The 16,102-nt window shown below is 43.2% G+C and carries 10 protein-coding genes; 9 read left to right on the forward strand and 1 reads right to left on the reverse strand.

All coding sequences use genetic code 11. From position 1 onward, the window contains the following. Positions 1–11 precede the first annotated feature (11 nt). From LAY41_RS23755 to LAY41_RS23785, 7 genes are all read left to right on the forward strand, one after another. Positions 12–1,187, forward strand: a complete 1,176-nt coding sequence (locus LAY41_RS23755) for a glycosyltransferase (protein ID WP_249103495.1) — start codon at positions 12–14, stop codon at positions 1,185–1,187. Positions 1,188–1,246: 59 nt separating this feature from the next. After that, positions 1,247–2,404 (forward strand): glycosyltransferase, encoded by a 1,158-nt coding sequence (locus LAY41_RS23760; RefSeq protein ID WP_249103496.1) that lies wholly within the window; start codon positions 1,247–1,249, stop codon positions 2,402–2,404. After that, entirely contained in the window at positions 2,401–3,342 is a 942-nt protein-coding gene (locus LAY41_RS23765) for a serine/threonine protein kinase (RefSeq protein WP_249103497.1), read from the forward strand. The genes LAY41_RS23760 and LAY41_RS23765 overlap by 4 nt, the downstream gene beginning before the upstream one ends. 85 nt (positions 3,343–3,427) lie before the next feature. After that, the gene (locus tag LAY41_RS23770) at positions 3,428–4,060 is read left to right on the forward strand and encodes a sugar transferase (protein WP_275974362.1); all 633 of its coding nucleotides are present in this window, start codon (positions 3,428–3,430) and stop codon (positions 4,058–4,060) included. 28 nt (positions 4,061–4,088) lie between these two features. Next, the gene (locus LAY41_RS23775) at positions 4,089–5,420 is read left to right on the forward strand and encodes an alanine racemase (protein ID WP_249103498.1); all 1,332 of its coding nucleotides are present in this window, start codon (positions 4,089–4,091) and stop codon (positions 5,418–5,420) included. Positions 5,421–5,431: 11 nt separating this feature from the next. Next, complete coding sequence (locus LAY41_RS23780; protein WP_249103499.1) at positions 5,432–6,445, forward strand: ATP-grasp domain-containing protein; 1,014 nt, start codon at positions 5,432–5,434, stop codon at positions 6,443–6,445. A gap of 25 nt (positions 6,446–6,470) precedes the next feature. Then, positions 6,471–7,601: a DegT/DnrJ/EryC1/StrS family aminotransferase gene (locus LAY41_RS23785; RefSeq protein WP_249103501.1), complete on the forward strand. Its 1,131-nt coding sequence runs from the start codon at positions 6,471–6,473 to the stop codon at positions 7,599–7,601. A gap of 181 nt (positions 7,602–7,782) precedes the next feature. Here LAY41_RS23785 and alr read toward each other — a convergent pair whose 3' ends face one another. Further along, positions 7,783–8,964, reverse strand: coding sequence for an alanine racemase (alr, locus tag LAY41_RS23790; protein WP_249103547.1), 1,182 nt, complete (start codon positions 8,962–8,964; stop codon positions 7,783–7,785). 323 nt (positions 8,965–9,287) lie between these two features. Here alr and LAY41_RS23795 point away from each other — a divergent pair, with 323 nt between their 5' ends. Both LAY41_RS23795 and LAY41_RS23800 read left to right on the forward strand, forming a co-directional pair. Further along, positions 9,288–11,993: an adenylate/guanylate cyclase domain-containing protein gene (locus LAY41_RS23795; protein WP_249103503.1), complete on the forward strand. Its 2,706-nt coding sequence runs from the start codon at positions 9,288–9,290 to the stop codon at positions 11,991–11,993. 191 nt (positions 11,994–12,184) lie between these two features. Continuing rightward, on the forward strand, positions 12,185–15,841 hold the full coding sequence (locus LAY41_RS23800) for a PAS domain S-box protein (RefSeq protein ID WP_249103506.1): 3,657 nt from the start codon (positions 12,185–12,187) through the stop codon (positions 15,839–15,841). The last annotated feature ends 261 nt before the right edge of the window (positions 15,842–16,102 follow it).

Consider the following 16,102-nt stretch of genomic DNA (forward strand, 5'->3'; position numbering starts at 1 on the left):
AAATTTAACCTATGACCAATAATATTAATTATAGCAACAAGATTGCTATCCTATATATCATCACTGGCCTTTCGACAGGGGGAGCAGAAATAATGCTCTATAATTTGCTATCGAGAATCAATCAAGCTCGCTTTTCTCCAGTTGTACTTTCTTTAATAGAACCGGAGATTTGGGGTAAGCGAATTGAAGCATTAGGCATACCTGTCTATACCGTTAGTATGGATGCAGGCAAACCTAGCATAAATGCTTTAGTAAAACTGTTACTATTAGTAAATAAAATTAAGCCAGATTTAATTCAAGGTTGGATGTATCATGGCAATTTTGCAGCAGAAGTGGCTAGCCTGTTCCACTTCTTTCAAATACCTGTAACATGGAGCATTCATCATTCAATTCATTCATTAGAATTAGAAAAAAAGATGACTATAAAAATTATTAAATTTGGCAGTTATATTTCGCATTTAGCCAGTAAAATTGCATTTGTGTCCCAGGCTAGTAAGCTACAACATGAAGCATTAGGTTATTCTCAGAAAAATAGCTGCGTTGTTCCTAATGGATTTGACACTTCCTTATTTGTACCATCACCAGAAAATAAATTAGCTGTAAGAACAGAGCTAAAAATAAATCAAGACACTATTCTAATTGGCATGATTTGTCGCTATCATCCCATGAAGGATCATGCTAATTTTCTCAAAGCGGCAGCTTGCTTATTAAAGACATATCCAAATGTCCATTTTTTATTAGTGGGAACAAAAGTAGATCGGAATAATCAAACCTTAATTCAGTTGATGCAAAAACTAAACCTATCAGAACAAATTCATCTGCTAGGAGAACGTACTGATATACCTCGGATTACGGCAGCACTAGATATTCTAACAGTCGCTTCCGCTTATGGTGAAGCATTTCCCTTAGTAGTAGGAGAAGCAATGTCTTGTGGCGTTCCTTGCGTGGTGACAGATGTGGGCGATTCAGCTTGGATTGTTAGTAATACGGGACGGGTTGTACCTCCACAAAACTCAGAGGCTTTGGCTAATGCTTGGCAAGAATTAATAGAATTAGGTTCAGAAGCAAGAGAAAACTTAGGTCAAGCAGCTAGAAATAGAATTATTGAAAGCTTTTCTTTAGAATCTGTTGTCAAAAAGTATGAGAATATATATGAAACTGTGCTAGACAAAAAAAAAAGCATCTAATCAAATACATTGATTTAGTTTGGGCCACCACTGGTGAAAAATGAATTTCTACAGTAAATATGAAAAAACTTTTAGTCATCACTACTATCCCAGCTACTCTTGAATCCTTCCTGTTGCCTTTTGCCTATCACTTTCGCCAGAAAGGTTGGCAAGTAGATGGGATGGCGGAGGGAGTTTCTGCTTCGGCTAGTTGCTTGCAAGCTTTCGATCGCGTTTGGGAAGTAAAATGGTCGCGTAATCCTCTAGACCCAAGGAACTTTCTAGTTGCTCCCCCCATCCTCCAAGAGGTAATGAGGCAAGGGCAATACGATTTAGTTCATGTACACACACCAGTAGCAGCTTTTGTGACCCGCTACGCGCTCAAAGACTTTAGAAAGCAGGGAAAATGTAAAGTAATCTATACTGCACACGGATTTCATTTCCATCCCAAGGGCAAAGCTTTCAAAAATGCCATTTTCCTCACTTTGGAAAAACTAGCGGGAGCTTGGACTGACTACCTGATCGTAATTAACCGTGAGGATGAGGCTGCTGCTAAACGCCACCATATTTTACCACCGCAACGAGTTTTATATATGCCAGGAATTGGCGTAGATCTAAATTATTACAATCCCGATACAGTTGCCGATGCCGATATAGCGCGGGTACGTCAGGAGTTGGGAATTACTCCAGAAAATCCCCTATTTCTATGTGTGGCTGAATTTATTCCCCGTAAGCATCATCGTGATATCATAATCGCATTTGCCAAACTAGCTAAACCAGACGTTCATTTAGCCTTGGCGGGCAATGGCCTACTGCTGGCAGAAATGCGCCAATTGGCTGTAGACTTAGGTGTTAAAAATCAAGTACATTTTCTGGGTGAACGTCAAGATATTCCAGTTTTGATGCGCTCTTCCATTGCAACGGTTTTGGCTTCAGAGCAGGAAGGGCTTCCTCGCAGTGTGATGGAATCTTTATCGTTGGAGATACCTGTGATCGGCACAAAAATTCGTGGTACTGAGGAATTATTGGCAGAAGGCTGCGGTTTTCTTGTTGAAGTAGGGGATATAGAATCACTTACTCGGTCAATGAATTGGATGTTGGAACATCCAGAAGAGGCTCGCGCAATGGGCAAACTTGGTAGAGTTCGGATGGGTATATATGACCTCCCCAACGTAATTCAGCTACAGGAAAATCTTTATAATTCTGCTTGCCGAAAACAAGAGTTTCAAGAATCTTGAAAGAGAAAATAATAATGTGTATCTGCATCAATCCAGATTGTGTAAACCTAAATATTGATCTAAACAATAGCGATCGCTACTGTAAAAGCTGTAACAACGATTTATTGTTACAAAATCGCTATCGTGTAATTAGTTTATTACACGATGAAAGTGGCTATAGCACTATTTACATTGTTGATGATGCCGGAATAGAGAAAGTATTGAAAGTCCTTCGACCCCATCGGAGCAAAAACCCTAGAGTAAGATACCTATTTCGTCAAGAAGCAGACATATTAAGAGAAATGGATCATTCTGGGTTTCCGAAAGTAGATGGCTATTTTCAACAAAAACTAAATAATGGAAAAATATTGTACTGCATCGTTATGGAGAAAATTGAAGGGTGTAATTTAGAAACTTATGTAGATAATCATAATTTTATAACTCAGGAAATAGCATTGGAATGGTTGGAAAAAGCAGTGGTAATTTTAAATGAACTTCACAGACACAAATATTTGCATCGAGATATTAAACCACCCAATCTGATCTTAAGAGAAAATGGTGAATTGGTATTGATTGATTTCGGTGCGGCGACTAGAAAAACTTTTTTTTATGGAAAAATATATATAAATATAATATATATGCTAATGTTATTGCTAGAAAAAGATATAAAAGGCGATGGCTTTCGTGCGCCGGAACAAGAAAGAAGATATTGTAGGTATCACTCAGATTTTTATTCACTAGCAAGATGCTTTGTTTATTATTTGACCAAAAAAAGTCCAGCAGATGACAATATGTACGACGAAAAACATAACTTACAGTGGCGGCAATATACTGTAAATATATCAAACGATTTGTTGAATTTAATTGATAAAATGATGGCTTATAGAATAAAAGATAGATATGAAAACGGTGAGGAAATATTAAAGGAGATTAAGAAAATCAAAGCAAATAGCTTCTAGGCAAAATAGAGCATCTACCAACCTATAGAATGGTAGCGAAAATGACTAAAATTGTCTCTCAATCACTATAACTGAGGAATCACCAATGGCTAATCATCAATCACCAATCATGCAATTCAACAGATTAATTAAGTTTGGATTAGATAGGCTAATGGCAGCGATCGCTCTCATAGTGTTTTCTCCTTTTATCATATTTGTAGCGATCGCGATCTATATTCGTATGGGCCAACCAATTGTTTTTACCCAACCACGTCCCGGTAAAGACGGTGACATTTTTACATTTTATAAGTTTCGCACCATGACAAACGATCGCGATGCCGATGGCAACCTTTTAAGCGACGAAGAACGTCTGACCGCAATTGGACAATTTCTGCGGAAAACCAGTTTAGACGAACTCCCTCAACTTTTGAATGTTCTCAAAGGCGATATGAGTTTTGTAGGGCCGCGTCCTTTAATGGTAGAATACCTAGAGCGCTACAGTCCCGAACAAGCACGCCGCCATGACGTGATGCCTGGGATTACAGGGTGGGCGCAAATTAACGGGCGCAATACAATTTCTTGGCAAGAAAAATTCAAACTGGATGTTTGGTATGTGGATAATTGGAGTTTGTGGCTTGACCTGAAAATACTTTTCCTGACAGTATGGAAAGTCGTTAAGAAAGAAGGGATTAGCCAAGCTAATCATGCCACAGTAGAAGACTTCATGGGAAATAATTAGGCCGTATGGTGCGTCAGAAAAGAGAATTATGCAAATAATCAATAATTCGCGCTCTGACGCACCATACAAGCGTAAAATAAAAATTCATAGTAAAATCGAACGCGATAAGGATGGAAAAATGCAACTCTCTTGGCAAACGCTTCACAACTTAGAAAAAGAATACGGCGATTCTTTTTTTATTTTGGATCTCAGACAATTTGAAACTAACTACAAAGAATTTCTCCAGGGTTTCCGCTCAATTTATCCCAATACCAACCTGGGCTATTCTTACAAAACTAATTACATTCCCAAACTATGTCAAACCGTGCATTCTATGGGAGGGTATGCAGAAGTTGTTTCGCAGATGGAATATGATTTAGCAGTCAGTATCGGTGTACCTCCCACCAGAATAATCTTTAATGGCCCTCTGAAGCAACAAGAAGACTTAGAAAACGCTATTTTAGCTGGTTCTATTGTCAACTTGGACTGCTTAGAAGAAGTAGAAATGGTGGAAGCTTTGGCAAACAGATTGCCAGAACAGAAAATAGCTGTTGGTTTGAGATGTAATTTTGAGATTGACACCACTCGGATATCTCGATTTGGATTTGATGTAGCAGCAGGCGAACTTGATCAGGCTTTTCAAAGACTGACAGAGTTAAATAATTGTACTGTTGATGGACTGCATTGCCATATTTCTACATCGGCAAGAAGCACTGAATCCTACTCTCGTCGTACCCAGAAAATTATAGAACTAACCGACTATTATTTCAAGGAGAAACAGCCGAGATTTATTGATATTGGCGGTGGTTTCTACGGCAAAATGACCGATGATTTAAAGAGTCAATTTGATGGCTATATTCCCAATTATCAGGAATACGCCCAAGCAGTTGCGCCGCAATTAAAAAGCAAATATCCCGGTGATTCTGGCCCAGAATTAATTATTGAACCGGGAGTAGCTGTTGTATCCGATGTGTTGAATTTTGCGGCTAAAGTTGTGGGTTTAAAAACAGTGCGATCGCGCCAAATTGCCCTGGTAGTTGGTAGCGTCCACAACGTCAAACCAACCGGGACTGATAAAAATCTGTCATTGCGAGTTTACAGAGACGAGGAAAATAGCGCTCAAAGAAAACTTGCAGGGCCGGTGGACATAGTGGGATATACTTGTATGGAACATGATTGTTTATACAAGGACTATCCGGGAGAAATAGGTATAGGAGATTATACAGTTGTTGAGAACATGGGTGCTTATACTGTAGTCTTCAAACCACCATTTATTCGCGCAAATCCGCCCATTATTAGCTATGACTCCATCCAGGACGAGTATCAACTAATCAGACGGCGAGAAACTTCTGAGGATGTGTTTTCTACTTATATCTTGTAACAGGTAAAAATATGAATGTACTCTTGACTTGTGCGGGACGCCGCAACTATCTGTTGAACTTTTTCCAAGAAGCACTAGGAAATAGCGGAAAAGTATTTGCTGGTGATGCTACTATGGAAGCGCCGACGTTACAAGAAGCTGATGAAAGTTTTTTGTTACCGCCAATTAATCACAGCGAATACTTCGAGAAGCTGCTGGATATTTGTCAGCAAAATCAAGTACGCTTGCTGATACCACTGAATGATTTAGAATTGCCTTACTTAGCAAAACAACGCGATCGCTTTCTAGCCATAGGCACGATTCCAGTTGTTTCTTCTCCAGAAGTTGTCGATATTTGTTTCGATAAGTTTGCCACATTTCAATTTTTAGAAAGTATTGGTATTTCTGCACCGAAAACTTATCTTTCTCTCAGCGAAGCAAGAGCAGCAATTGAAAAAAGAGAACTGACTTTTCCGGTAGTAGTAAAGCCTCGCTGGGGAAGTGCATCAATTGGAATTGAATATCCCCAAGATGAGGAAGAATTGGAATTAGCTTATCGCTTTGTCAAAAAATCGATTATGAGATCGTTCTTAGCAGAAGTAAGCTCATCCGATGCCGACAGATGTATCTTAATTCAAGAGCGATTAATCGGACAAGAACACGGTCTTGATATTATCAATAACTTAGAGGGTGCATACATCAACACTTTTGTCAAGCGCAAGCTGACCATGAGAGCCGGAGAAACCGATCGGGCTATCACAGTTGAAAGTGAAGAACTGAAAAAACTCGGTGAAAAAATAGGTCAAAAATTGGGTCATATCGGCAACCTAGACTGCGATGTAATTGTGGGTGAAAAAGGTTTGTGCGTGCTAGAATTGAACCCGCGTTTTGGTGGGGGCTATCCATTTTCTCAAATGGCAGGGGCAAATATTCCCGCAGCCTTAATTGCTTGGGCTAATGGAGAAGAACCCGATCCTAGTTGGCTAAGAGTGCAAGCAAATATAGCTTCTTCCAAATGCGATCGCCTGGTGATTGTTCGCCAATAAAGCCCACATCCTAGATAAAATTAATATGACCAAACAAATTCTCCTCTCTACTCCCCACATGGGCGAACTGGAACAAAAGTTCGTCAAAGAAGCTTTTGACACCAACTGGATCGCTCCTGTTGGCCCCCATGTGGACGCTTTCGAGCAAGAATTCTGTCAAGCAGTCGGTGCTAAACACGCTGCTGCTGTCAGTTCCGGTACGGCTGCGCTCCATTTGGCTTTAGAATTAACAGGTATCCAGCGTGGAGATGAAGTTTTTTGCTCCAGCCTGACTTTTATCGCCAGCGCTAGTCCGATTACCTATTTAGGCGCAAAACCTGTTTTTATCGATAGCGATCGCACTACCTGGAACATGAATCCCGACTTATTACGGGAAACACTAGAAAAACGCGCCAAAATTGGCAAATTACCCAAAGCAGTTCTTATTGTACATCTTTACGGTCAAAGTGCTGATATCGATCCAATTTTAGCCGCTTGTTCCGAATACGAAGTTCCCTTAGTAGAAGACGCCGCCGAATCATTGGGAGCAACCTACAAAGGTAAATCCCCCGGTATATTTGGGAAAGTAGGCATTTTCTCATTTAATGGGAATAAAATTATCACCACTTCCGGCGGCGGAATGTTAGTTTCTGATGATGAAAATATCGTCAAAAGAGCGCGTTTTCTTGCTACCCAAGCACGCGATAATGCACCCCATTATCAACATTCTGTAGTTGGCTATAATTATCGTCTCAGCAATGTTTTGGCTGGAATTGGTCGCGGTCAATTGCGTGTTTTAGAAGATAGAGTAAACGCGAGAAGACACAATTTTGAAACTTACCAACAAGCGATCGGAAAATTGCCCGGTATAGAATTTATGCCGGAAGCAAGCTTTGGACGCGCTACCCGGTGGCTAACTTGTTTGACCATCGATCCGGCTGCTTTTGGTGCAGATCGAGAACAAGTGCGTTTAGAACTTGGCAAACAGCTAATAGAAGCGCGTCCAGTTTGGAAACCTTTGCATTTACAACCTGTATTTGCTGAGTGCGAATCGATTGGCGGTGCAATTTCTGAAGAGTTATTCGATCGGGGTTTGTGTTTGCCTTCTGGATCTAATTTGATGCCAGAAGAATTACAACGAGTCATTGATGCGATCGATCGAATTCATCGTCGCTAGAACGCCTGTCAATCAAACGCCCTCACCCTGAAGGGTGGGGCTACACATACCAAGCCCACCTTCGTGGGCTTCCGTTCTTTCTGATAGCCTGCGAAGGCAGGCTTTGTTTGTATAGCCCCACCCTTCAGGGTGAGGGTATTTTGGCGAAGGTATTGTTCAAGAAACCGGGTTTCTTTCTTCCCTACGCGATCGAACTTACCGCCACACGGGGTAGTCGGTGCTTGAAGCTACAGAGAATTTCCCAAGAGATCGTTCCCAAAGTTGCCGCCCAGTCATCGGCTAGAATTTGGATGTCACCGTCTTTCCCCAGCAGCGTTACCACTTCGCCAACCTGCAAATCGGGGAATTCACTCACATCCAGCATCAGCTGATCCATCGTAATTGTTCCCACTTGCCGAATCGGCTGACCTCGAAGCGCCACCTTCATTTTGTTAGAAAGGTTGCGGGGAACGCCATCAGCATAGCCGATCCCAACAACGGCGAGGCGCATTTCGCGATCGGCTACAAATTGATGACTGTAGCTGACACCCGTACCAGGTGCAATAGTTTTTACTTGCGTAACACGCGCTTTCACTTGCATAACTGGCTTTAATTCGATCGGGGTAAGACCCAGATCTGTTCCACAGCTGGCAAAGTGCAAATGTTCGGCTGGGTAAAGACCGTAGATAGCCAAACCAGCCCGCACCATATCATAGTGCAAAGTTCGATCGCTGAGGGTGGCAGCTGAGTTTGCCAAATGCAATCGCGGCGATGGCAGTCCCAGAGATTTTATTTCGGCTAAAGCATCCTCAAACCGCTGTTGCTGCTCCTTCATAGTAGTGCGATCGGGACTGTCAGCCGTTGCCAAGTGCGAATAGATACTGGCAATTTCCAGATTCGGCAATCGACTTACCAGCCCAACAAACTCGGTTGATTGCTGCCAAGCTGTACCCAAACGGGACATTCCCGTATCCAACTTGATATGTACCGGCAGTGTCAGATTAGATGAAGTTAAAGTTTCTGAAAAAGCCAAAGCTTGCTGAGGCGTGCAAATCGTGGGCTGCAATTTCCAGTATGCTTGAGCCCGAATTTGCTCTGGCGTATGCGTAGCCCCCAGGATCAAAATTGGGGCTTCAATTCCAGCCTGTCGCAGTTCGATTCCTTCTGGAATTGTCGCCACGCCCAGCCAACTCGCTCCGTGTTGCAACACAGTCTGGGCAACGGTTACAGCACCGTGTCCGTAAGCATCAGCTTTCACCACCGCCATCAATGCCGTCTGGGGCGCTAAGATGCCTTCGATCTGTCGCACATTATGGGCTAAAGCTGCTAAATCGATTTCCACCCAAGCGCGTTGGCAAAGCCCACCAGATGCCTCGCACCGCATCTGGGAAAAATTCGCGTTTCCATCCAGGGAGACTCCTATCCGGGGTTGGGCTGTATCGACCATGCCGATTCACTCCTCTACTCACACAACACAAAAATTAAAGTTCTTCTACTAGGTACGTAGTTGCGCTTTAGCGCTCTTTGAGCGCTAAAGCGCAACTACGTACCGATTATCCATGCCAACCTAACTTAATTAGATTAAGCAGGTAGTTTATCGATCGATCGGGATTAGCACAAGGGGAAAAGTCAAAAGTCAAAAGAAAAAAGAAAATAGGGACTGAGAACTAGACAAGAATATTTTCAATCCCCTATTCCCAATGCCCAATGCCCAATGCCCCATTCTTCATTTTCTTGGTAGCACTTGCGATCGGCGTCCTGGTATTTATTTGGGTGCGAAGAACGCTCACCCATCCCGCTTCACTAACGCCAGAACAATTGCAGCAGGCAGTTGAACAGGCAATTGGCAACGAGATCGGCAATCTCAAAGCTACTCAAGCAAAACTCCAGGAATCCGAGCAAAAGTTCCGCACCTTATACGAATCAACCATCGATGCCGTCATGCTGCTCGATGAGAGAGCGTATTTCTTCGATGGCAATCGGGCCACTTTGGAAATGTTTGGCTGCACCACTAAAGAACAATTCTGCGGTAAGCGCCCCGACGAATTTTCCCCAGCATTTCAACCAAGTGGCGAGAGTTCAGCCCAATTAGCAGCACAAAACATCGCGACAGCTTTTCGAGAAGGAAGTTGTCGCTTTGAATGGCTGCACCACCGCTTGGACCGATCGGAGTTTGCCGCCGAAGTGTGGCTAACGGCAGTGGACTGGAAATGGAGTTCTGAGTTGTCAGTTTTGAGTTCTGAATTAGAAACTGCAACTCATTCATCTCGGATAGTTTTGCAAGCAGTAGTGCGCGATATCACCGATCGCAAGCGGGCTGAAGAAACCCTGCAAGCTAGTTCTAGACGCCTCCGCAGACAAAGCCTTGCCTTGTTGGATTTGGCCAGTCGCACTCAGATCGTCAGTGGAGATCTGAGTGCAGCAATTAAAGACATCACTGTTGTTGCTACCGACACTCTGGAAGTAGAGCGGGCTAGTATTTGGTTATACAACGAGGAGCGATCGGCCCTTATTTGCCTCAACCTGTATCAACAGAGTGCAGGCAGCCATACGTCAGGTCTGGAACTTCGGGCAGTTGACTTTCCTGGTTATTTCCAAGCTTTGCAAGCAGAACGGATTATAGCCGCGCACGATGCCCAGACCGACCCCAGAACCTCCGAATTTTCGGCGACTTATTTAACTCCCTTGGGCATTACCTCTATGCTAGATGCACCGATTCGCGTTGGCGGTCGAATGGTGGGTGTCATCTGTCACGAGCATATTGGCTCTGCGCGTCAGTGGGCGTTAGAGGAGGAACAATTCGCCAGCTCCCTGGCGGATTTCGTGGCCCTGGCAATGGAAGCGGCTTCTCGCATCAAAGCGCAAGCAGCACTGCAAAAGGCTAATGAAGAGCTAGAAATCAGAGTCGAGGAGCGTACTGCTGTTTTAAAAGAGACTAATAAGCAATTGATGGTGGAGATTCTGGAAAGGAAGCGATCGTCCGATGCTTTGCGCCTCTCAGAGGAAAAATTCTCCAAAGCTTTTCGTTCCTCTCCTGACATCATTAGCATCAGCACTGTTGAAGGTGGGCACTTTGTGGAAGTCAACGAGACTTTCTTAAGTCTGCTAGGGTTCGATCGCGAAGAAGTCATCGGTCGTACTGCCTCAGATCTGAATATCTGGGTTAATCAAGAAGACCGTGCCAGAATAGTGGAAATGTTGCAGTCCGCCCAGTCCCAGCTGTGGGAACGAGGGTCACTTCGCAATCAAGAGTTCGAGTTTCGCAAAAAATCAGGCGAAATCTTAGTGGGATTGTTATCGGCTGAAATCATTGATTTGGAAAATCAGCCCTGCTTGCTAGTTGTAACTACTGACATCACCTACCGCGTCCGAATGGAAGAAGCACTGCGGCAAACAGAAGAGAAATATCGCACCATTTTTGAGAATGCTGTCGAAGGCATTTTCCAAACTTTACCCCAGGGAAAATATATCAGCGCTAACCCGGCGCTAGCAAGGTTATACGGCTACTCCTCGCCAGAAGATCTGATGACAAATCTGACAAACATCGAACAGCAGCTTTACGTTGACCCCAATCGCAGAGCAGAGTTTATTGCACTTATGCAACAGCATAACGCCGTGTCGGGGTTTGAGTCTCAGGTATATCGCCGGGATGGCAGCACCATCTGGGTTTCAGAAAATGCACGCGCCGTTCGCGATGCGGAAGGCGAGCTCCTCTATTACGAAGGCATTGTTGAAGATATCACGGCTCGCAAGTTGGCACAAGAAGCTCTGCGCTATCAACAGGAACAAACTGAGCGCCTGCTGCTGAATATTTTGCCTCATGCGATCGCTCAACGCCTGAGACTCGAAGAAACCACCATTGCTGACAGCTTTGATGAAAGTACCGTTTTGTTTGGCGACATCGTTGGCTTTACAGAGCTTTCTGCTTCCATCAAGCCTGTAGAACTGGTAGAGTTGCTCAACGAGATTTTCTCAACTTTTGACGCCCTGACCGATCGACATGGATTGGAAAAAATTAAGACGATCGGCGATGCCTATATGGTAGTCGGAGGACTGCCCACACCCAGAACTGACCACGCCGAAGCAGTAGCGGAAATGGCCCTCGATATGCAAATGGAAATTAACCGATTCAACTCCGAAACCAACCAAAACCTCCAGCTGCGCGTAGGCATAAATACAGGCCCTGTAGTTGCCGGTGTGATTGGCATCAAAAAATTCAGCTACGATTTGTGGGGCGACACCGTGAATACAGCCAGTCGCATGGAATCCCACGGCATTCCAGGCTACATTCAAGTCACAGCCTCAACTTATCAGCTATTGCGAGATAAATATCTGTTGGAGGAACGAGGTCGTATCCCCATAAAAGGCAAAGGCGAAATGACTACTTATTTTCTTATGGGTAGAAGGGTGTAGGGTGTAGGTGCGATCTGTAGGGTCAAGCGAAAAAAATTACCATTTAGATCGCAGGTTAGTATTATAAATAGAGTTAGATATGGGTGCAGTCATAAATTTCAAATTTTAGATTTAAGATTTCAAATTGAAGTATTTTAAATTTGCCATCTTAAATTTGAAATCTTCCCTTTTCCCATTCCCCCTTGAGAATTATGATCGGAAAACGTGGTCGATTAGCTAAACGTCTAGCGTTACTATTTATTATAATTGCCATCTTACCTTTACTGGCAGGTGCTATTTTATCTGTTTACAGCGGATTTCAATTTGTCAATCAAGAAATTGCCACTCGCCAAGAAAGTATACTTTCCTTGGGAAATACTTATATTTCTAGCTATGTTGATAATGTTTTCGCAAACTTGAAATTGACTGGAGAAATTGCCAGTAAAGATCCGAAAGCTTCTCCTGAAGCCTTACAAGCAATGTGTATAAATTCTCCTGGTTTGTACCATGAACTAGCAGTTACAGATAGTCAGGGTAAAGAATTATCTCATTTGATTGATTGTGTACCAATTTCCCTTAAAAAATTAACAAACCGTTCTGAATCGGAGTCTTTGTTTCGGGCGAAACAAGGTGAGGTGTTTATAGGTAACGTCTCGTTTGTTGCGGAGCGGCATTTAGTCACAATATCACGAACAGTCAAGGGAGAAACAAACTACAATTTTGTGGTAATAGCAGTAGTAAATTTTGATAATTTGTGGCACCAACTAAGTTTGCTTGAACCGGGCGAAGGTAGCTATTTCTATATTGTCGATCGACGTGGTAATTTGATTGGATACAAAGATTTAAAAATAGTCAAAGAAAGCATTAATTTGGCATCTTTACCCACTGTTAATCCTCTGATTAATAAAAGGCAGGGAGCTATAGCCCAAAGATATGTCGGTTTGTTAGGTGCAGAAGTTATCGGTACATCAACGCTAGTTAAAAATACCAATTGGGGTATAGTTTTAGAACAGCCTGTAGCGCAGGCATTGGCTGCCCCTAATAGATCGATCTATAATTTTACTTGGTTAATCGTAGCAGTTATTTGTGTAGCGATCGCTGGTGCTTTTATGTTAGCTCAATACATTGTGCGTCCGATTAACTTATTAGCTCAGGGTGCAGAAGCGATCGCTCAAGGCGATCTATCTTACCAGATCGAAATAGCTGACAAAAACGAAATCGGCATACTCGCCCGCACCTTTAATCAAATGACAAGGCAGTTAAAAATATCCCGCGAAACATTAGAAGAATACAACCACACCTTATCGCAAAGAGTTGAGCATCGGACACAAGAACTCATCAAATCACAACAAAGACTCTCTCTCCTTTTTCAGCAGACACCTTTAGCAGTAATTGAATGGAATATTAATTTTGAAGTTATTGAATGGAACCCGGCAGCTGAAGCTATTTTTGGATATAGCAAAAATGAAGCGATGGGTCGTCATGGTGTGGGATTGATTGTACCTGAAAGCGCCAGAGATAATGTCAACCAAGTCTGGAATGAGACTTCGACAAGAAAAAGTGTAACTCGCAACACCAACGAGAACCTTACTAAAGATGGCAGAATTATTATTTGCGAGTGGTATAATACACCTCTAATTGACAGCGACGGAAATGCGATCGGCATCGCTTCAATGGCCCTGGACATCACCACTCGCAAACAAGCTGAAACAGATTTAGCGCGGTTTGCGGCAATTTTGGAAGCAACGACAGACTTTGTTGGCATCTATAACTTGCACACAGAGTTTATCTACCTCAATAAAGCAGGTCGTCGGATGCTGGGGATGAGTGCAGATGAAGATATTTCCAAAATTAAGATCCCTAATTGCCACCCAGAGTGGGCATATAAAATCATTTCCCAGGAGGGAATACCATCTGCCATGCTTTATGGCGTCTGGAGTGGAGAAACAGCCCTAATAACGCGGGATGGGCGGGAGATTTCTGTTTCTCAAGTTATTCTTGTGATGCGGCGCGACAGCGGAGAGATTGACTATTTTGCTACGATTATCCGGGATATAAGCGATCGCAAACAGGTAGAAGAAGAACTGCGAACAAGCAAAGAGTATTTGCGGCTGATTATAGATAACATTCCTCAACAAGTTTTCTGGAAAGACACCAACTTAGTTTTCCAAGGTTGCAACAAAAACTGGGCTCAATCTGCCCAACTTGAAAGTCCAGAAGCGGTAGTAGGTAAGACAGACTACGACTTGATTGCTAACCGGGAAGTAGCAGAATTATTCCGCACCCAAGACCGCCGAATCATGGAAACAAATAAGCCAGAATTACACATAATTGCCGCCAAACAAAAGCCATCGCAGGATGGACAAACCATTTGGCTTGATATTTGTAAAATTCCGATGCAGGACTCAACTGGAAAAGTGATCGGTCTTGTCGGCGTACTTGAAGATATTACCGATCGCAAACAGACAGAGGCAATATTGCAACGTCAGGCAGCAGTAATTGAAGCCGCACTCGACGGTATTGCTATCTTTAATTCATCAGGTGAATTCATTTACACCAACAAGGCGTATGCTCAGATATACTCTTATGAAACACCGGCGGAATTAATTGGTAAAACCTGGAAAATTTTGTACTCCCAAGATGATGTTAAAATAGCCGACCAACGTTACAAACAAGAAATTCTGCCTGCACTTCTGAAAGAACGGCAGTGGCGAGGAGAGGAAACGATAATCATACGTAATGGTAGCACCACTTCACTAGAAGTATTGCACTATTTACTTGAGAGTGGCGAACAAGTTTGCATAGTGCGGGATATCACCGATCGCAAACAAGCAGAGTCGGCACTGCGGGAGAGAGAAGAACAATATCACAGCATCTTTGAAGCCAGCAACGATGGTTTGATTATCAATAATTTTGATGGTTTTGTTGTTGAGGCTAATACCGCTACTTGCCGGATGTATGGACATGAGTACGAAGATTTTATCGGTCTGCACGCAACGGAATTTATCCACCCAGACGAGCGTCAACGCGCCGCTGAAGATCTCCAAAATCTTTTTCAAAATAGCGGTCATTTCAAAACCCAAGGAATTCACCTGCGTAAAGACGGCACTGCATTTCCCATAGAAGTAAACGCCATAAGTTTTATATACAAAGGTCAGCCTCACATGATGTCTGTAATTCGCGATATTACGGAACGCAAGCAAGCAGAAGAGGCGCTACGCGCTGAAACAGAGAAGTCGGAGCGTCTGCTGCTGAATATTTTGCCAAGTGCGATCGCAAATCGCCTCAAACAGGATCAAGGCTACATTGCTGACAGCTTCCCAAAAGTAACCGTTTTGTTTGCAGACATCGTTGGCTTTACAGAACTTTCCACCCGCCTATCACCCACAGAACTGGTAGAAATACTCAATGAAATTTTCTCAGAATTTGACCGACTAGCCGAAAAGCATGGTTTGGAGAAAATCAAGACAATTGGCGACGCCTATATGGTAGTAGGTGGACTCCCAACTCCCTCCCCCAATCACGCAGAAGCTATAGCCGAAATGGCTCTAGATATGCAAACAGAAATTGCCCAATTTAACGGCTCTACCAGCCAAACATTCAGCATTCGCATCGGCATTAATAGTGGCCCAGTCGTAGCAGGCGTGATTGGCATCAAAAAATTTATCTACGATCTGTGGGGTGACACGGTGAATACAGCCAGTCGCATGGAATCCCACGGCATTCCAGGCTGCATTCAAGTCACAGCCGCTACATATGAGTTATTACGCGAAAAATTTCTCTTTGAGGAGCGGGGTGCTATCCCTATCAAAGGTAAAGGCGAGATGATTACTTATTTGCTCACAGGTAGAAAAAAGGTTGGTAATTAGTAATTAGGATTATATATTCTAATTTTAAATATATCACAATAACCAAAACTGAGAACCACGCTCATGAAAACAAAGCCTGAAGTGATTGCTAGACAATCTTTTCAGGCTAAGGTTTGGCGAAATTATAGCAACCGCCTTGGCGGTTAAGACATTCTGAATTACTGAAACGTTGGCGGATTCTAAACCCTTCTTCCCCTAGTCCCTAGCCCCTAGCCCCTAGTCCCTAGCTATATATAGCGTTTTCAAATGAGTCGTGAACGC

The sequence above is a fragment of the Argonema galeatum A003/A1 genome, from assembly GCF_023333595.1.
Taxonomy (GTDB): Bacteria; Cyanobacteriota; Cyanobacteriia; order Cyanobacteriales; family Aerosakkonemataceae; genus Argonema; species Argonema galeatum.